Source organism: Castellaniella caeni NBRC 101664 (genome assembly GCF_001592225.1).
Classification (GTDB): Bacteria; Pseudomonadota; Gammaproteobacteria; order Burkholderiales; family Burkholderiaceae_B; genus Castellaniella; species Castellaniella caeni.
This window is the reverse complement of the sequence record NZ_BCWN01000012.1, coordinates 16,321-33,296: the sequence shown is the minus strand read 5'-3', so window position 1 is coordinate 33,296 and position 16,976 is coordinate 16,321. Positions and strand designations below refer to the sequence as shown.

Sequence of the window (16,976 nt, the reverse complement as noted above, 5' to 3'; positions counted from 1 at the left end):
TGATGCGTTCTGGCGCCCATTTTGATGTCGCGGTCGTCGGCGCCGGGGCGGCGGGGATGATGGCGGCCGCCGTCGCCGGTCAGCGCGGCTTGCGCGTGGTGCTCATCGACCACGCCACGCGCCTGGCTGAGAAAATCCGCATTTCCGGGGGCGGGCGCTGCAACTTCACCAACCTGGGGGCGAGCCCGGCACAGTTTGTGTCGCGCAACCCCGACTTCTGCCGTTCGGCCCTGCGCGGCTACGGCCCCGCCGATTTTCTCGACCTGCTGCGCACCCATGGCGTAGCGTGGCACGAAAAGCATCGCGGGCAGCTGTTTTGCGATGATTCCAGTGAATCCATCATCGAGGTGCTGCGCCGCGAGTGCGCAGTCGGCCAGGTGGCCTGGCGCATGCCCTGCGCCGTGCAGTCCGTGGCGCGCGAGGCCGACGGCTTCGTCCTGCAGACCGACGGCGGGGCAATTCGTGCCGCGCAGCTCGTGTTGGCCACGGGCGGCACGGCGATCCCGCAGCTGGGCGCCACCGATTTCAGCCTGCGCGTTGCCCGCCGGTTTGGCCTGAAGATCGTCGAGCCGCGCCCGGCCCTGGTGCCGCTCACCTTCGATGCCGCGCAGTGGCAGCCGTATGCCGCGTTGTCGGGGGTAGCGCTGGAAGTGCGCTTGTCGCACGAAAGCGCGCCTGCGGACGGGGCTGCGGGCCGCCCGGCGCGCACTGGCGGCAAGCGGCGACAAGTCGGTCGAACCGAATTTCTCGAAGACTTGCTGTTTACGCACCGGGGCCTGTCGGGCCCCGGCATCCTGCAGATTTCCAGTTTCTGGCGCCCGGGCGACCCGCTGCATATCGATCTGGCGCCCGGCCAAAATCTGGCCGAGGCGTTGTTGGAAGCCAAATCCGGCAGCCGCCAGACCCTGCTCACGGCCTTGTCCGCCCTGTGGCCGCGGCGGTTGGCCGAGGCCTGGCTCGCGACGGAATTCCCGGCGGGGGCACCGCATTCGTCCCCTGGCGCCGCACCTGCCGTGCCCGCGGGGCGCATGGTTGCGGGGGATTCTGCTGCCCACCGGGCCGCGCGCGCGAGCGATTCTGCGCGCGCGCCTCAGTCCGTTCCGACCAGCCCGCGCCTGGCCGACCTGCCCGATCGCCAATTGCGCGCCCTGGCCGAGCGCATCCAGGGCTGGACGGTCTGGCCCACCGGCACCGCGGGCTATAAAAAGGCCGAGGTCATGAGCGGCGGCGTCGATACCGACGAGCTCGATCAGCGCAGCCTGCAGGCGCACCGCTGCCCCGGGTTGCACGTGGTGGGCGAGGCCGTGGATGTCACCGGCTGGCTGGGTGGCTACAATTTCCAGTGGGCCTGGGCCTCGGGTGTGGCGTGCGGGCGGTCATTGAAGGCAGGATCAAGACCATGACGAAAAAACCCCTCAGTGGACTGCGCGTGCTGGAAATGGGCCAGCTGATCGCAGGGCCTTTCGCCGGCAAGATGCTGGGCGAGTTCGGCGCCGAAGTCATCAAGATCGAACCGCCGGGGCAGGGTGACCCTTTGCGCAACTGGCGGCTGCTGCACGACGGCACCTCGGTCTGGTGGCAAGTGCAGTCGCGCAACAAGCAGTCCGTCACGCTCGATCTGCGCCAGCCCGAAATCCAGGACCTGGTGCGCACCCTGGTGCGGGAATGCGACGTCGTCATCGAGAACTTCAAGCCGGGCACGCTCGAAGCCTGGGGCCTGGGCTGGGACGATTTGCACGCCGTCAACCCGCGTCTGGTCATGTTGCGGGTGTCGGGCTATGGCCAGACCGGGCCGTACCGCGACCGCCCCGGCTTTGGCGTGGTGGCCGAGGCCATGGGTGGCCTGCGCTACCTCAGCGGCGAACCGGGTCGCACGCCGGTGCGCGTGGGGGTCTCCATCGGCGACTCGCTCTCGGCGCTGCATGGCGTCATCGGCATTTTGCTGGCCTTGCGGGCGCGCGACCAGCAGGGCGTGGGGCAGATGATCGACGTGGCGCTGTACGAGTCGGTGTTCAACATGATGGAAAGCCTGCTGCCGGAATACGCCGTCTTTGGCCAGGTGCGCCAGCCCGCGGGCAGCAGCCTGCCGGGCATTGCGCCCAGCAATGCCTATGCCTGCCAGGATGGCTACGTGCTCATCGCGGGCAATGGCGACAGCATCTTCCGCCGCCTCATGCAGGCGATCGGCCGCGACGACCTGGGGGCTGACCCGGCCCTGGCGCACAATGCGGGCCGCGTGGCGCAGGTGGCGCGCATCGATGCCGCAATCGCGCAGTGGACGGCGGCACGCACGCAGGACGACGTGCTGGCGGCCCTCAACGAGGCGCGCATCCCGGCGGGTCGCATCTACGACATCGCCGACATCGCCGACGACCCCCACTACCGGGCGCGCCAGATGATTCTCGACCAGCCGCTGCCTGACGGCACGCCCTGCCGGGTGCCCGGCATCGTGCCCAAGCTCTCGGCCACGCCCGGCGGCATCGACACCCCGGCCCCCGCGCTGGGCCAGCACACCGACGCGCTGCTCGATCGGTTGGGCATCGATGCCGATACGCGGGCGCACTGGCGCGCGCAGGGCTTTATCTAAGGAACCTCTGAATTTCAAGCCGCTTCGAAGGTCATCATCGTCGTGGCTGCTCAACACTGTGCGGTATGGTGTGGCTGTCCGGGGTCGGCCAGGGCGGCGTGCGTCCACCGTGCGCGCCGGTTTGGTCACAATTTCATTTGTTGAATCAACCGCTTTCAGGGTATATTTTGCCCTTGCTGTCACCCGATGCGGGTGGGAGAGCGCTGCCTGTGTTTCGGGCAGCCGCCGAAGGCGCAATTCGCCCAGAATCGCTCAGGCACCCCGTACCATTCGCATGATGCCACGCGCGCATCGCAGCATTCTGGAGAGACCCGCCCCGAGCAGGCGCGCGGGCGCCGAAGGTGAACCCCCGCTGGGGCAACTCTCAGGCAAAAGGACAGAAGGGCGCTGCCGGCACGTGTGCCGCCCTATTGCCTTGTCCGGAGCCTCTCTCCATGCCTTCTCAAACCCCTCTGTTTGACACTCACGTCGCCCTGGGCGCAAAAATCGTCGATTTCGGCGGCTGGGACATGCCCCTGGCCTATGGCTCGCAGCTCGAAGAGCACCACGCCGTGCGTCAGGCGGCGGGCATGTTCGACGTCTCGCACATGCTTAACGTCGATGTCCTGGGTGCCTCGGCCCCCGACTTCCTGCGCCACCTGCTGGCCAACGATGTCGCCAAGATCGCCGGCATGCCGGGCAAGGCCCTGTATTCCTGCATGCTGCGCCCCGAAGGCGGTGTCATCGACGACCTTATCGTGTACTTTTTCGCCTCCGACCGCTGGCGCATCGTCGTCAACGCCGGCACGGCGGCCAAAGACGTGGCCTGGATGCAAGAGCAGGCCAAGCCCTTCGGCGTCACTGTCACGCCGCGCCGCGACCTGGCCATGGTGGCCGTGCAAGGCCCCAAGGCGCGCGAGATCGTCTGGTCGGTGCACCCCGAATGGAAAGCCGCCACGCAAGACCTCAAGCCCTTCACCGGCACGCTGGTGGATGAAAACACGCTGGTCGCGCGCACCGGCTACACCGGCGAAGATGGCTTCGAGATCGTGCTGCCCGCCACCGCCGTCAAAGCGTTCTGGGATGCCCTGGCCGCCGCGGGTGTGCATCCCTGCGGCCTGGGGGCGCGCGACACGCTGCGCCTCGAAGCCGGCATGAACCTCTACGGCCAAGACATGGACGAGACCGTGCATCCGTACGAGTCCGGCCTGGCCTGGACGGTTTCCATGAAAGACGACACGCGCGACTTCATCGGCCGCGCCGCGCTGCAGGCCGCCGCGCGCGACCGCGAACTGGTCGGCCTCAAATTGCTCGAGCGCGGCATCATGCGCGGCCACATGAAAGTACGCACGGCGCACGGCGAGGGCGAACTCACCAGCGGCACGATGGCGCCCACGCTGGGCTATTCCATCGCGCTCGCGCGCGTGCCGGTCGGCAGCCAGCCCGGCGAGCGCGTCGAAGTCGAGATCCGCGGCAAGTGGCTGCCCGCCGAAATCGTGCGCCCGCCCTTCGTGCGCAACGGCAAGGCGCTGGTCTGAGCAACATTGTCTGCTCGCGGGCGGCACAGATGTGTTGCCCGTGGGCCGCATCGGTTTCACACTGTGCTGTGTCCTGATCTGTTCGTCCGATGTCGGCAGGCAGGGCGCGCGCACCGCAGTATTTTTCATTCTCATTCTTCCAGATAAACGGGGTTTACCATGTCCATTCCAAACGACCGCAAATACACGGCTTCCCACGAGTGGGTCAAGGCCGACGGCGACTGCTTCCAGGTCGGCATCACCGACGACGCGCAAGACCAGCTGGGCGATCTGGTGTTCGTCGGCGACGTGCAGGTGGGTGCCCACCTGTCGGCGGGCGACACGGCCGCCGTGGTCGAGTCCGTAAAGGCGGCCTCCGACATCTACGCTCCCGTCGCGGGCGAGATCGTGGCTTTCAACGAAGCCCTCAACGACCAGCCCGCCCTCGTCAACGAAGGCGCCTACGACCAGTGGATTTTCAAAATCCGCCCCGACAATGCGGCCGACGTCGATGCCCTGATGGATGCCGCCGCCTACGAAGCCCAGGCCTGATAGTCTTTTGGAGAACCCTGCCATGCTGCGCGATCCCGCCACGCATTCCGAATTCATCGCCCGCCACGTCGGGCCGTCCGAGTCCGACCAGCAGTCCATGCTGGCCGCGGTCGGCGTGTCCAGCCTGGATGCCCTGATTCGGGAAGTCGTTCCTGAAAACATCTTGTCCGAGGCCCCTTACCTGGATCTCCCCGGGCCGCTGGGCGAGGTCGAGGCGCTGGCCGATCTGAAAGCCATCGCCTCGCGCAATCAGGTGCTGCGCAGCTACATTGGCCAGGGCTATTACGGCACCTACGTGCCGCACGTCATCCTGCGCAACATCCTCGAAAACCCGGCCTGGTACACGGCCTACACGCCGTACCAGCCTGAGATTTCCCAGGGCCGCCTCGAAGCCCTGCTGATCTTCCAGACCATGGTCACCGACCTCACCGGCCTGGACATCGCCAATTCTTCCCTGCTGGACGAAGCCACGGCCGCCGCCGAGGCCATGACGCTGGCCCGTCGTGTGTCGCGCGCCAAGTCCACGCAGTTCTTTGCCTCCAAGCACGTGCATCCGCAAACCCTCGAAGTGCTGCGTACGCGCGCTGCGGGTATCGGTATCGACGTGGTGGTGGGCGACGAAGCCGAGGGCCTGCCCGAGTGCTTCGGCGTGCTGCTGCAGTATCCCCAGTCGCTGGGGGGCGTGGCCGATTACCGCGCCCTGGCCCGGCAGGCGCACGACGCCGGGGCCGTGGTGGCCGTGGCCACCGACCTGCTGGCGCTGGCCTTGCTCACGCCGCCGGGCGAATGGGGCGCCGACATCGCCGTGGGTTCGTCCCAGCGCTTTGGCGTGCCCATGGGTTATGGTGGCCCGCACGCCGGTTTCATGGCCTGCAAGGACGTCTACAAGCGCAACCTGCCGGGCCGCCTGGTGGGGGTGTCGCAAGACGCCCGGGGCGAACAGGCCCTGCGCCTGGCCCTGCAAACGCGCGAGCAGCACATCCGCCGCGAAAAGGCCACGTCCAACATCTGCACCGCGCAGGTGCTGCTGGCCGTGATGGCCGCCATGTACGCCGTCTGGCACGGGCCGCAAGGCATCCGCAAGATCGCGCAGCGGGTGGCCACGCATACCACGCAGCTGGCCGCCGCCTTGCGCGCCATGGGCGTGAAAGTGGTCAACGACAGCTGGTTCGACACGCTGCAGCTGGCCACGGGTGCGCGTACCCAGGCCGTGGTGGATGCCGCCGTGGCCGGGGGCATGAACCTGCGCCGGGTCGATGACATGCACGTTGCCGTGTCGCTCGACGAAACCGTGGGCCAGCGCGACATCGAGACATTGCTGGGTGTCATCGCCAGCGGCATGGGCGTGGCGCGCACGGCGCCCGACTTCACTGTCGAAGGCGATGGTATTCCCGCCGCGCTGCATCGCCAGGGCGCCATCCTGGCGCACCCGTCCTTCTCGCGCGTGAAATCCGAAACCGACATGCTGCGCTACCTGCGCACGCTGGCCGACAAAGACCTAGCCCTGGATCGCACCATGATCCCGCTGGGCTCGTGCACCATGAAGCTCAACGCCACCGCCGAGATGATCCCCGTCACCTGGCCCGAGTTCGCGCACATGCACCCCTTTGCCCCGGCGGGGCAGGCCCAAGGCTATCAGCAGATGATCGAGCGTCTGTCCTCGGCGCTGTGCGAGATCACCGGCTACGACCGCGTCAGCCTGCAGCCCAATTCGGGCGCCCAGGGCGAATACGCCGGCCTGCTGGCCATCCGTGGCTATCACCAGGCCAATGGCGAGCACCAGCGCAACGTCTGCCTGATCCCGGCTTCGGCGCACGGCACCAATCCGGCCTCGGCGCACCTGGCGGGCATGGATGTGGTTGTGGTGGCGTCCGACGACAACGGCAACATCGACATGGCCGACCTGCGCGCTAAGATTGCCCAGGTGGGCGAGCGCCTGGCTGCGCTCATGATCACCTATCCGTCCACTCACGGGGTGTTCGAGACCACCGTCACCGACATCTGCGCCCTTGTGCACGACGCGGGCGGCCAGGTGTACCTGGACGGCGCCAACATGAACGCCATGGTGGGTGTGGCGCGTCCGGGGCGCTTCGGCTCCGACGTCTCGCACCTGAACCTGCACAAGACCTTCTGCATCCCCCACGGCGGCGGCGGCCCGGGCGTGGGTCCCGTGGCCGTGCGCGCGCACCTGGCGCCGTACCTGCCGGGCGTGGTGGGTGAAGACGGCCGTCTGCCGGTGGGCCAGTCGGGCCCGGTGTCGGCGGCGCCGTTCGGTTCGGCCAGCATCCTGCCGATCTCCACCATGTACATCACCATGATGGGGGCGGCCGGCTTGCGCCGCGCCACGCAGGTGGCCATTCTCAACGCCAACTACCTGGCTGCGCGCCTGGCGCCGCACTATCCCATCCTGTACGCGGCAGGCCCCAAGGGCCGCGTGGCGCACGAGTGCATCCTCGACATCCGCCCGATCAAAGACTCCAGCGGTATCGGTGCCGAAGACATCGCCAAGCGCCTGATGGACTACGGCTTCCACGCCCCCACCATGAGCTTCCCGGTGGCTGGCACCCTGATGGTCGAACCCACCGAGTCCGAAGGGGTCGAAGAACTCGACCGCTTCATCGACGCGATGATCGCCATCCGCCAGGAAATCGCCGCTGTCGAACGCGGTGAGCAGCCCCTGGAAGACAACGTGCTGGTCAATGCGCCGCACCCCGCCTCGGTGCTGCTGGTGCAGGACTGGACGCACCCGTACACGCGTGAACAGGCCGCCTATCCGTTGCCCGGCATGGCCGCGCGCAAGTACTGGCCGCCAGTGGCCCGGGTGGACAACGCCTGGGGCGACCGCAACCTCAGCTGCGCTTGCCCGCCGGTCGAGGCCTATGCCTCGGCGGAGACCGCCAGCGCCTGACGCGGGTGCATGGCACAACGCCCCGGCGCTGGGTGACCGCCAGCGCCGGGGCGTTCTTCATGGTGCCGCAGGGCGGTCAGGCGTGCGACGCCTTGGCCGGTGTGTCGAGGGAGGGTAGGGCAACGCCGTTGTCCAGGGCCTCGTCCTCGTGCGCGACGTCGGGGTATTGCTCCGGGTACAGGTGCTTGTGGGCGCGCTCGGCGTCGAAAGTGCCCGACCACTTGGCGACCACCACGGTGGCGACGCTATTGCCGATGGTGTTGCAAGTGGCCATGGCCATCGACAGAAAGCGGTACACCCCGAAGATCAGCGCCAGCCCTTCGACGGGCAGGATGCCGGTCGAGGTGACTGTGGCCGCGAAGACGACGAACGAGCCGCCGGACACGGTGGCCGCGCCCTTGGAGGTGAGCAGCATGAGCAGCAGGATGCCAAGCTGGACTTCGAGCGACAGCGGCACGCCATAGGCATGCGAGATGAACATCACCCCCATGGCCATGAAGATGGACGTGCCGTCCAGATTGAAGGCGTAGCCGGTGGGCAGCACCAGGCCCACGGTCTGTTCGCTGCAGCCCAGGCGTTCCAGCTTGATCAGCAGGCGCGGCAGGGCACTTTCCGAGGATGCGGTGCCCAGCACGATGAAAATTTCATCCTTGATGTAGCGCAGGAAGCGCCACAGGCTGAAACCCGCCAGCTTGGCGATCGTGCCCAGCCCGGCGATGATGAACAGTGCCAGGATGGCGTAGAAGCCAAGCACGAATTCGGCCAGGGCCAGCAAGACGGACGACCCATTGCTGCCGACCGAATAGGCCACGGCGCCGAAAGTGCCCAGCGGAGCCAGCCGCATCACCAGGTTGATGAAGGAGAACAGTACTTCGGAAATCTGGCTCAGGCTGTTGTTGATGGCGCTGCGGCGTTCGGCCGGGATGGCCAGGATGCCGATGCCGACCATGACCGACAGCACGACGACCTGCAGCAGTTCGCCTTTGGCGAAGGCACCGACGAAATTGTCCGGCACGATGTGCAGCAGGAATTCCGAAAAGCCGGGGGTGGCGGCCTTGATCGCCGGGATGGCGGTGCCCCCGGCATGCGGCGACATGCCGCTGCCGATCTGCAGCAGGTTGCCCGCCACCATGCCCAGCAGCAGGGCCACGGTGGACACGACCTCGAAGTAGACGATGGCCCGCCAGCCGATGCGGCCCGCGCTGCGCGCATCGCCGGCGGAGGCGATGCCGTGCACGATGGTGAGGAACACCAGGGGCGCCACGCCCGCTTTGATGAGGTTGAGGAACATGTCGCCCAACACCTTCAGCTGTGTGGCAAGGGCGGGGAAGGCGAAACCGGCAATGATGCCCAGGGCCAGTGAAACCAGCACCTGGGGGCCCAGGCGGTAGTACCAGGGGGATCGGGTGGCGGGCTTGGGGGCGGGATCAGGAGTGCTCATGGTGGGGGTTTCCGTGAGAGGCAAAGTGGTGGCAGTCATTACTGGATGCTGTGCGAGTGCTTCAGGGCGGCATCGACCATTTGCGGCGCCATGCCCAGGTAGTTGGCCGGGTCGGTCAGGTGTTCGATGGCGGCCTGGTCGAGGTGCGCCGTGACGGCGGGCAGGCTGCCCAGCACGTCGGCCAGGGTGCGGCCGCTGTCCGAGGCCGTGCGGCAGGCGTCGTAGACGATGTCGTGCGCCTGCTGGCGGCCCGTGTGCGGCGCCAGGCCCATCATCACGGCCTCGGCGACGATGAGCCCCTTGCTCAGGCCCAGGTTGTGCTGCATCCGGGCTTCGTCCACGATGAGCCCCGCCAGCGCAAACTTGGCTTGGTGCAAGGCACCGGCCGTCAGTATGAAACTTTCGGGGATGGCGATCCATTCTGCATGCCAGGGCCCCGTCGCGCGTTCGAAATCCTGCACCATGGCGTCCACCATCAGGCCCGCCTGCTGGCGAACGGCCTTGGCCGCCGCCAGCATCAGCTCGCTGGAAATCGGGTTGCGCTTTTGCGGCATGGTGCTGGAGGCCCCGCGCCCCTTGACGAAGGGCTCGTACACCTCGGCGAATTCGCTGGACGCCATCAGCATGATGTCCAGCGCAATCTTGCCCAGAGAACCCGTGACGAGCGCGAGCAGGTTCACGGCTTCGGCAAAGCCGTCGCGTGCCACGTGCCAGGTGGTGGTCGGGATACCCAGCTGCAGCTCGTCGGCCAGGGCTGCCTGCACCCGCAGGCCTTGATCACCCAACGAGGCCAGCGTGCCCGCCGCTCCCGCGAATTCGACCACGGCCACGCGTGGGCGCAGCTGGGCAATGCGTTGCTGGTGGCGGTCGAACATGGCCAGCCAGATCGATGCCTTGTAGCCGAAGGTCACGGGCAGTGCCTGCTGCAAGTGCGTGCGCCCGGCCATGGGGGTGTCGCGATGCTTGCGTGCCAGATCGGCCAGGATGCCGCGCAGCTCGCGGATGTCGGCATCGATGCTGTCCAGCGCGTCGCGCACCTGCAGTGCGACGGCGGTGTCCATGATGTCCTGGGTGGTGGCCCCCCAATGTACGTAGCGGCCCGCCTCGCCGCATTGTTCGACCAGCTGGTGTACGAGCGGCAGGATGGGGTAGCCCACGATGTCGGTTTCGTGGCGCATGCGGTCGAGGTCGATATGCTCGATTGAGGCGTTTTGGGCGATGTGTGCGGCGGCGTCGGTGGGGATGACGCCGACACGTGCCTGGGCCTGGGCGAGGGCAACTTCAGCGTCGATGTAGCGTTGGATGAGGGCAAGGTCGGAGAAAAGCGCGCGCATCTTGGGCGTGCCAAAGGCGTCGCGAAAGAGGATGGAGTCGATGACGGAGCTGGCTGACATGGGAAATCCGGTGAAGTAGGGGATCGAGACGTGAACTAATATGTTCGTACATATATTATTTAATATGTACGGACATATAGAAAATAGGGGATTCTACTGATGTGGCGCGCCACTACTACAATGGACGCTATCGTCCACGACTGATTTCGTGGTCACACTCTTTGCCGCTTGTATGATCAAACACCACTACATCCGCCTGGCGCAGCATCTGACTGAAAGCATTACCCAGGGCAGCTATCCGCTGGGCAGCCTGCTGCCCACCGAGATGCAGCTGTGCGAACTCTACGGCACCAGCCGCCACACGGTGCGCGCGGCGCTCAACGAACTGCAGCAGCTGGGGCTCGTGTCACGGCGCAAGAACGTCGGCACGCGGGTGGTGGCCACCGAAATCCGCACGGGCTTTCGGCCCACCCTGGCCTCGCTGGATGATCTGGTGCAGTTTGGCGCGGAACACACCCGTGTGGTGCAAAGCGCCGAGCCGGTCGAGGCGTCGGGAGAGCTGGCCCGCTTGCTGGCGTGCCAGCCGGGTGAGCGTTGGCTGCGGATTGCCAGCCTGCGTCTGCAGGACAGCAAGCGCACCCTGCCCATTGGATGGACGGATGTGTACATCGCGCCCTCGTATGCCGAGATCATCGACGAGGTGCGCGCGCAGCCAGACATGCTCATCAGCACCTTGATCGAGCGCCGCTATGGGCGCCGCATTGCGGAAATCCACCAGGAAATCTGTGCCTGCACGCTACAAGACGCCGCGATGGCCCAGGCGCTGCAATTGCCTGTGGGCAGCGCCGCGCTGAAGATCGTGCGGCACTACCTCGATGCCGCCGGGCAGGTCTTCGAGGTGTCGGTTACGATCCATCCCGCCGAGCGGTTTTCGGTCTCTTTGCAGCTCAAACGTGCAGAGAGCTCTGTTTATCCCGAATTTTCCCAATAAAAGGAGACCATCCATGCCGTACGTCAACATCAAGATCACCCGCGAGGGCGGTGTCACGCCCGAGCAAAAGGCGCGCCTCATCGAGGGCGCCACGCAGCTGCTGGTGGATGTGCTGGGCAAGAACCCCAAGACTACCTTCGTGGTGATCGACGAGGTGGAAACCGACAACTGGGGTATCGGCGGCGAGACCGTCACCAAGATCCGGGCACAGGCGCCGCGCACGGCGTAGACGGCGCGATTGGCACGCCGGTGCGGCTCAGAAACCAGCAGCATCGGCGTTCGCGATGCCTATTCGATCTCGCTTAGCACCTTGGCCACCGTACCGAACAGTTCGTGTACCTGCGCTTCTTCGATGATGAGCGGCGGCGAGAACGCCAGCGTGTCGCCCGTGTAGCGCACCAGCACCCCGCGATCGAAGCATTTGGCAAATACCTCGGCGGCTCGCGCCCCGGGAGCCCCCTCGCGGGGCGCGAGTTCGACCCCGGCCACCAGGCCGATGTTGCGCACGTCGATCACGTGCTGGCGCCCACGCAGACTGTGCGCGGCGTCTTCAAACTGGCCCGAGAGCGCATCGGCGCGTTCAAACAAACCATCCTTTTCGTAGATGTCGAGCGCCGCCAGCATGGCCGCCGTCGCCATCGGGTGCGCTGAATAGGTGTAGCCGTGAAAGAACTCGATGCCGCTACCGCTGGCTTCGAGAATGGTGTCGTAGATGCCGCGCTGCACGGCGACAGCCCCCGCCGGGATGGCGGCATTGCTGATGCCCTTGGCCATGGTGATGAGGTCGGGCGTGACGCCAAAGCGCCCGGCGGCAGTGGCGGCCCCCAGGCGGCCAAAGGCGGTGATCACTTCGTCGAAAATGAGCAGGATGCCGTACTTTGACGTGATTTCGCGCAGCCGTTCAAGGTAGCCCACGGGCGGCACCAGCACGCCGGTGGAACCGGCCATGGGTTCGACGATGACGGCGGCGATCGTCGAGGCGTCGTGCAGGGCGACGATGCGTTCGAGCTCGTCGGCCAGGTGCGCACCCCAGGCCGGCTGCCCGCGCGAGAAGGCATTGTGCTCTGGCGCGTGGGTATGCGGCAGGTGATCGACCCCCGGCAGCAGCACGCCGGAGAACGTCTTGCGGTTGGGCGAGATGCCGCCCACCGAGATGCCGCCAAAGCCCACCCCGTGGTAGCCGCGCTCGCGCCCGATGAGACGCGTGCGCTGCCCTTCGCCGCGGGCCCGGTGGTAGGCGAGCGCGATCTTGAGCGCCGTATCGACGGATTCTGAACCCGAGTTGGTGAAGAAGATGCGATCCAGCCCGTCGGGCATGAGGGCCGCCACCTTGGAGGCCGCCTTGAAGGAGTCTTCGTGGCCGATCTGGAAACTGGGCGCGTAGTCCAGGCGTCCCGCCTGCCGGGTGATGGCCTCGATGATCTCGGGGCGCGCGTGCCCGGCGTTGACGCACCACAGCCCCGCTGTGCCGTCCAGCACCCGGTGGCCATCGGCGGCGGTGTAGTACATCCCCTGGGCACCGGCCAGCAGCCTTGGATGCGCCTTGAATTGCCGGTTGGCGGTAAACGGCATCCACAGGCTGGACATGTCGAGCGACGAAGAAGAGGCAGGCATGACGACCTCGAAAAAAATCGATCGGAGCCCTTATTCTCGACCGACAGCCGGCGGCCAGGCAAGCGCGTTTACCCTGAAGGGCGATGACCGTCTCAACGGCCCACACGCCGGTACGTGACGAAGTCGTAGATCAAGCCGTGGTCTTCGGGTTGCGGCAGGCGTTCGGTCTCTTGCCAGTGCTCGGCGGGCAGTTCGGGAAACCAGGTGTCGCCGTGGATGAAGGCGTGGATTTCGGTGGCGACGATTTCGTCGGCCAGGGGCAGGGCCAGGCGGAAAATCTGCTCGCCACCGATCACGCAGACGTGGTCTGCCTCGGGGCAGGCCGCCAGCGCGGCGCCCAGCGAGGCAAAGCATTCGGCCCCCTGGGCGGCGAAGCGGGTGTCCCGGCTGAGCACCAGGTTGCGGCGCCCTGGCAGCGGACGCCCCAGCGACAGCCAGGTCTTGCGGCCCATGAGGATGGGGTGCCCCAGCGTCGTGCGCTTGAAGTGGGCCAGATCGCCCGGCAGGTGCCAGGGCATGCCGCCGTCGTGGCCGATGACACGGTTGTCGGTGTAGGCAACCACTAGACGAATGAGCGGGCTGGGCATGTGATTCCTTGGTGGTTCCGGGTGATGAGGGCAGTGTACCCGGCCTGGCGGGCGGGCTGCCGGGCACCGGGCTGGGCCAGGCTCGGGTAGCCAGAACCTTTAGCGCCCCTCGGGGTTCAGCGGTGCGATCGCCTGTCCGGCGCAGTGTGCGAGCAGCGCGGCCAGGCCGCCTTGCGGCAGGCGCAGGTCGGGCGCCAGATCCATCAAGGGGCGCAGCACGAAGGCGCGCTCGTGCATGCGGGGGTGGGGCACGGTCAGGTCGGGGGTCTGGATGGTCTGTCCGTCGTACCAGAGCAGGTCGAGATCCAGCGTGCGAGGGGCGTTGCGGTAGGGGCGCTGCCGACCGTGCGCCTGTTCGATGCCTTGCAGCGCTCGCAGCAGGGCGTGGGCATCCAGCGTGGTGTGGATTTCCGCGACGGCGTTGACGTAGTCCGGGCCGCTGCAGCCCACGGGCGAGGTGTCGTACAGCGGCGACAAGCGCAAGGCGCGCACGCCCGCCTGGCTGGCCAGGGCCTGGGCGGCCTCACGCAGGGTCTGGGCGGCATTGCCCAGGTTGGCGCCCAGGCCGATGTAGGCCAGCATGCGCTATTCCGTGGAATCTGGCGCGAAACCCGCGTCGGCCTGGCCCGCGCTGGCCTGCCCTGCGTCCGCCGCGCCAGACGACTTGTGGCGCCGCCGACGCTTGCGGCTGGTGCCGCTGGTGCGTCGCGCCCCCGCGTGGCCCGACTGCCAGGTGTCGATCATCTGGCTGCGGCGCTCGTCGCCGCTGTTGGCGAGATCCATCCACCACTGGGCCAGCACGCTGTCCACCTCGCGGGCTTCGGCGCGCAGCTGCAGGAAGTCCACCGCCGCGCGGAAACGCGGCTGTTCGATCAGGCGCCAGATCGAGCGCACCGTGGCGCGCTCGAAGCGCGCCTGCATGAGCCAGATTTCGCGCATGTCGGCCTGATGGCGGCGCTGGATGACGAGTTTGTCCATCTGTTCGTCGATGACCGAATCCGCCGCGCGGATGAGCGCTTCGTTGCGCTGCACGTCTTGCGCCACCAGGGCGCTCCAGCGCTTTTGCACCAGGCGCCACAACAGGGCTGCGAACAGAAAGCTGGGGCTGACCGGCTTGCCCGCGCGCACGCGCGCGTCGGTGCGCGACAGGGCGATCTCGACGAAGGCCTCGCCGCCGTCTTCTTCGAAGATGCGATCGATGAGCGGGATGAGGCTTTTGGTCAGGCCCGAGCGGCGCAGCTCGCGCAGGCAATCCATGGCGTGCCCGCAGGTGAGCAGCTTGAGCGTTTCGTCGAACAGGCGTGACGCGGGCACGTGTTCGATGAGCGGGGCCAGCTTGGCGATGGGGGTCTCGGTGGCCGGATCGATGCGCGCGCCCAGCTTGGCCTGGAAGCGCAGTGCTCGCAGCATGCGCACCGGGTCTTCGCGGTAGCGTGTTTCGGGGTCGCCGATCATGCGCACCGTGCGGTTTTTCAGGTCGGCCACGCCTTGGTGGAAGTCGATGACTTCTTCTTTTAGCGGGTCGTAATACAGCGCGTTGATGGTGAAGTCGCGCCGCGCGGCGTCTTCTTCGTGCGTGCCGAATTCGTTGTCGCGCAGGATACGGCCGTGTTCGTCGGTTTCCTGGTTGTCCGAGGCCGGCGCGCGGAAGGTGGCCGTTTCGATGATTTCCTGGCCGAAGACCACGTGTACCAGCTGGAAGCGCCGCCCGATGATGCGGGCACGGCGAAACAGGGGGCGGATCTGGTTGGGCGTGGCGTTGGTGGCGACGTCAAAGTCTTTGGGCTGCAGGCCCACGATGAGGTCGCGCACGGCGCCGCCCACGATGTAGGCGTCGAACCCCTGCTGGTTGAGCACTTCGCAGACCTTGATCGCGTGCCGGGAAACCAGTCGCCGGTCGATGCCATGCTTGTCACGGGAAAGGCGCACCGGGCCGCTGGGCGGCGTGGCAAACAGGCGCGAGACGAAATTTTTGATGGTCTGCTTGAGCATGGCGCGTATTTTAAGACTTTGTATCGCGCATGTCTGAAAAGAGCTCGAGTACTCGCCAGCCGCGCCCCTCGGCCAGCTCGCGCAACGCCGGGCTGGGGTTGGTGGCGACCGGGTGGGTGACGACTTCCAGCAGCGGCAGGTCGTTGAGCGAATCGCTGTAGAACCAGGATTCGGCGAAGTCTTCGAGCTGCAGCCCTTGGCCGCGCAGCCATTGGCGCACGCGCAGCACCTTGCCCGTCTTGAAGCTGGGTGTGCCTTCGATGCGCCCGGTGTAGCGGCCCTGCGCGTCTTGCTCGGGGATGGTGGCGATCAGGTGATGGATGCCCAGCGCCTGGGCAATGGGGCCGGTGACGAAGGCGTTGGTGGCGGTGACGATGGCGCATAGCCCGCCTCGGGTCTGGTGTTCGGTGACCAGCGCGCGGGCGGCGGGCAGCACGCCCGGCAGCACGACTTCATCCATATAGACCTGGTGCCAGCGGGCCAGCTCGTCGGGCTCGGCCAGCCGCAGCAGGCCGAGCATGAAGTCGGCGGCTTCTTCGGCTGAGAGCGTGCCCAGGTTGTAGCGGCGCATCAGATCGTCGTTGCGCGCCTGGGCCACGGCGGGGTCGCCCGCGCGGCCCGTGCGGGCCAGGAAATCGGCCCACTGGTAGTCGCTGTCGAAGGGCAGCAGGGTGTGATCCAGGTCGAAGAGGGCCAGGTGCGAGGGAGTCGTCATGAGTGCGAGGCGTCGGGCGCGGTTGAAGTGTCGAGGGTGTCGGCCGGGTGTTGCCCGGTGCGCGCCAGCAGCTCTTTGAGCAGCGGCAGCGTCACGGGCCGGTGGCGCGACAGCGAGTATTGATCGAGCGTGTCGATCAGGGTGGTGAGGCGCCCCATGTCGCGGTCGTGGTGGATCAGAATCCAGTGCAGCACGTCGTCGGGCAGCTTGAGGCCGCGCTGCAAGGCGCGGTCGCGCAGCGCCTGGGCGCGGTCTTCGTCCGAGAGCTGCTCGATACGGTAGACCAGATCCCAGCCCAGGCGGGTGCGCAGGTCTTCGCGCAGGGGCATGGTCAGTGGCGCGCGGTCGCCCGCCGTCAGCAAGGCGAAGGCGTCGGGCGTGCTGGCGGCGGCGCGCCAGCGGTTGAACAGGGCAAAGAGCGCGGCCTGGGCGGCGGCGCTGAGCTCTTCGACGTCATCGACCGCCACCAGGCGCAGGACGCGTTCTTCGTCGGTGGCCAGCGCCTGCAGCAGATAGGCGGGGGTGCGGGCATCCAGGTAGTGGCAGCCGGGTTCTTGTGCCCGGGCGCGCAGCAGGTGGCTGCGGCCCGACCCGTGGCCGCCCCACAGGTACAGGGCGTGGCCCGGCGAGAGCGTGCGCAGTGCCTCGACCACCGCCCCATTGCTGCCCGCGACGAAGGTGTCCAGGGTGGGAAGGGCCCCGGGCAGGATGTCCAGTAAGAGTTGCTGTGTCATGCCGTCGTGCGAGTGCTCTGTGTGG

At 67.0% G+C, this 16,976-nt stretch carries 15 protein-coding genes and 2 riboswitches; of the genes, 7 read left to right on the top strand and 8 right to left on the bottom strand.

Annotated features, from left to right (window positions below; translation table 11 throughout):
• Nucleotides 1-2: 2 nt before the first annotated feature.
• The 5 genes from CCA01S_RS09015 (at nt 3) to gcvP (ending at nt 7,543) form a co-directional block, all read left to right on the top strand.
• Nucleotides 3-1,403, top strand: coding sequence for a BaiN/RdsA family NAD(P)/FAD-dependent oxidoreductase (locus CCA01S_RS09015; RefSeq protein ID WP_066457194.1), 1,401 nt, complete (start codon nt 3-5; stop codon nt 1,401-1,403).
• Nucleotides 1,400-2,587 carry a CaiB/BaiF CoA transferase family protein gene (locus CCA01S_RS09010; protein ID WP_066457191.1) on the top strand — a complete coding sequence of 396 codons (1,188 nt, stop codon included), beginning with the start codon at nt 1,400-1,402 and terminating at the stop codon, nt 2,585-2,587. The genes CCA01S_RS09015 and CCA01S_RS09010 overlap by 4 nt, the downstream gene beginning before the upstream one ends.
• 183 nt (nt 2,588-2,770) lie before the next feature.
• Nucleotides 2,771-2,866, top strand: a riboswitch (glycine riboswitch).
• 12 nt (nt 2,867-2,878) lie between these two features.
• Nucleotides 2,879-2,977: riboswitch (glycine riboswitch) on the top strand.
• 44 nt (nt 2,978-3,021) lie between these two features.
• Complete coding sequence (gcvT, locus tag CCA01S_RS09005; RefSeq protein ID WP_066457188.1) at nt 3,022-4,104, top strand: glycine cleavage system aminomethyltransferase GcvT; 1,083 nt, start codon at nt 3,022-3,024, stop codon at nt 4,102-4,104.
• Between the two features lie 159 nt (nt 4,105-4,263).
• Nucleotides 4,264-4,635: a glycine cleavage system protein GcvH gene (gene gcvH / locus CCA01S_RS09000; RefSeq protein WP_066457177.1), complete on the top strand. Its 372-nt coding sequence runs from the start codon at nt 4,264-4,266 to the stop codon at nt 4,633-4,635.
• A gap of 22 nt (nt 4,636-4,657) precedes the next feature.
• A complete protein-coding gene (gene gcvP, locus CCA01S_RS08995) occupies nt 4,658-7,543 on the top strand; it encodes an aminomethyl-transferring glycine dehydrogenase (protein ID WP_066457174.1) in 2,886 nt (961 codons plus the stop codon).
• 76 nt (nt 7,544-7,619) lie between these two features.
• On the opposite strand, the gene CCA01S_RS08990 is transcribed toward gcvP, so the two are convergent.
• The gene (locus CCA01S_RS08990) at nt 7,620-8,984 is read right to left on the bottom strand and encodes a cation:dicarboxylate symporter family transporter (RefSeq protein WP_066457359.1); all 1,365 of its coding nucleotides are present in this window, start codon (nt 8,982-8,984) and stop codon (nt 7,620-7,622) included.
• A 38-nt stretch (nt 8,985-9,022) separates the two neighbouring features.
• The gene (gene pcaB, locus CCA01S_RS08985) at nt 9,023-10,378 is read right to left on the bottom strand and encodes a 3-carboxy-cis,cis-muconate cycloisomerase (RefSeq protein ID WP_066457172.1); all 1,356 of its coding nucleotides are present in this window, start codon (nt 10,376-10,378) and stop codon (nt 9,023-9,025) included.
• A gap of 172 nt (nt 10,379-10,550) precedes the next feature.
• Between pcaB and CCA01S_RS08980 the strand changes: the two genes are divergently transcribed.
• Together CCA01S_RS08980 and CCA01S_RS16045 are read left to right on the top strand one after the other, a co-directional pair.
• The gene (locus tag CCA01S_RS08980; protein WP_066457169.1) at nt 10,551-11,309 is read left to right on the top strand and encodes a GntR family transcriptional regulator; all 759 of its coding nucleotides are present in this window, start codon (nt 10,551-10,553) and stop codon (nt 11,307-11,309) included.
• 13 nt (nt 11,310-11,322) lie between these two features.
• Complete coding sequence (locus CCA01S_RS16045; protein WP_066457166.1) at nt 11,323-11,538, top strand: tautomerase family protein; 216 nt, start codon at nt 11,323-11,325, stop codon at nt 11,536-11,538.
• A 59-nt stretch (nt 11,539-11,597) separates the two neighbouring features.
• On the opposite strand, the gene aptA is transcribed toward CCA01S_RS16045, so the two are convergent.
• From aptA to hda, 6 genes are all read right to left on the bottom strand, one after another.
• Nucleotides 11,598-12,923 carry an omega-aminotransferase AptA gene (aptA, locus tag CCA01S_RS08970; RefSeq protein ID WP_066457164.1) on the bottom strand — a complete coding sequence of 442 codons (1,326 nt, stop codon included), beginning with the start codon at nt 12,921-12,923 and terminating at the stop codon, nt 11,598-11,600.
• Between the two features lie 92 nt (nt 12,924-13,015).
• Nucleotides 13,016-13,510, bottom strand: a complete 495-nt coding sequence (locus CCA01S_RS08965; protein WP_066457161.1) for a dihydrofolate reductase — start codon at nt 13,508-13,510, stop codon at nt 13,016-13,018.
• Between the two features lie 99 nt (nt 13,511-13,609).
• Nucleotides 13,610-14,092 (bottom strand): 2-amino-4-hydroxy-6-hydroxymethyldihydropteridine diphosphokinase, encoded by a 483-nt coding sequence (gene folK, locus CCA01S_RS08960; RefSeq protein WP_066457159.1) that lies wholly within the window; start codon nt 14,090-14,092, stop codon nt 13,610-13,612.
• Between the two features lie 3 nt (nt 14,093-14,095).
• A complete protein-coding gene (gene pcnB / locus CCA01S_RS08955; protein ID WP_066457155.1) occupies nt 14,096-15,502 on the bottom strand; it encodes a polynucleotide adenylyltransferase PcnB in 1,407 nt (468 codons plus the stop codon).
• Nucleotides 15,503-15,512: 10 nt separating this feature from the next.
• The gene (locus CCA01S_RS08950; RefSeq protein WP_066457151.1) at nt 15,513-16,217 is read right to left on the bottom strand and encodes an HAD family hydrolase; all 705 of its coding nucleotides are present in this window, start codon (nt 16,215-16,217) and stop codon (nt 15,513-15,515) included.
• On the bottom strand, nt 16,214-16,951 hold the full coding sequence (gene hda / locus CCA01S_RS08945) for a DnaA regulatory inactivator Hda (RefSeq protein WP_066457148.1): 738 nt from the start codon (nt 16,949-16,951) through the stop codon (nt 16,214-16,216). Before hda ends, CCA01S_RS08950 begins: the two co-directional genes overlap by 4 nt.
• Nucleotides 16,952-16,976: the final 25 nt, after the last annotated feature.

Excerpts from the sequence above, each read along its gene's own strand:
- CCA01S_RS09015 (WP_066457194.1), top strand. The coding sequence starts at position 3 with ATGCGTTCTGGCGCCCATTTTGATGTCGCGGTCGTCGGCGCCGGGGCG.
- CCA01S_RS09010 (WP_066457191.1), top strand. The coding sequence starts at position 1,400 with ATGACGAAAAAACCCCTCAGTGGACTGCGCGTGCTGGAAATGGGCCAG.
- gcvT (WP_066457188.1), top strand. The coding sequence starts at position 3,022 with ATGCCTTCTCAAACCCCTCTGTTTGACACTCACGTCGCCCTGGGCGCA.
- gcvH (WP_066457177.1), top strand. The coding sequence starts at position 4,264 with ATGTCCATTCCAAACGACCGCAAATACACGGCTTCCCACGAGTGGGTC.
- gcvP (WP_066457174.1), top strand. The coding sequence starts at position 4,658 with ATGCTGCGCGATCCCGCCACGCATTCCGAATTCATCGCCCGCCACGTC.
- CCA01S_RS08990 (WP_066457359.1), bottom strand. The coding sequence starts at position 8,984 with ATGAGCACTCCTGATCCCGCCCCCAAGCCCGCCACCCGATCCCCCTGG.
- pcaB (WP_066457172.1), bottom strand. The coding sequence starts at position 10,378 with ATGTCAGCCAGCTCCGTCATCGACTCCATCCTCTTTCGCGACGCCTTT.
- CCA01S_RS08980 (WP_066457169.1), top strand. The coding sequence starts at position 10,551 with ATGATCAAACACCACTACATCCGCCTGGCGCAGCATCTGACTGAAAGC.
- CCA01S_RS16045 (WP_066457166.1), top strand. The coding sequence starts at position 11,323 with ATGCCGTACGTCAACATCAAGATCACCCGCGAGGGCGGTGTCACGCCC.
- aptA (WP_066457164.1), bottom strand. The coding sequence starts at position 12,923 with ATGCCTGCCTCTTCTTCGTCGCTCGACATGTCCAGCCTGTGGATGCCG.
- CCA01S_RS08965 (WP_066457161.1), bottom strand. The coding sequence starts at position 13,510 with ATGCCCAGCCCGCTCATTCGTCTAGTGGTTGCCTACACCGACAACCGT.
- folK (WP_066457159.1), bottom strand. The coding sequence starts at position 14,092 with ATGCTGGCCTACATCGGCCTGGGCGCCAACCTGGGCAATGCCGCCCAG.
- pcnB (WP_066457155.1), bottom strand. The coding sequence starts at position 15,502 with ATGCTCAAGCAGACCATCAAAAATTTCGTCTCGCGCCTGTTTGCCACG.
- CCA01S_RS08950 (WP_066457151.1), bottom strand. The coding sequence starts at position 16,217 with ATGACGACTCCCTCGCACCTGGCCCTCTTCGACCTGGATCACACCCTG.
- hda (WP_066457148.1), bottom strand. The coding sequence starts at position 16,951 with ATGACACAGCAACTCTTACTGGACATCCTGCCCGGGGCCCTTCCCACC.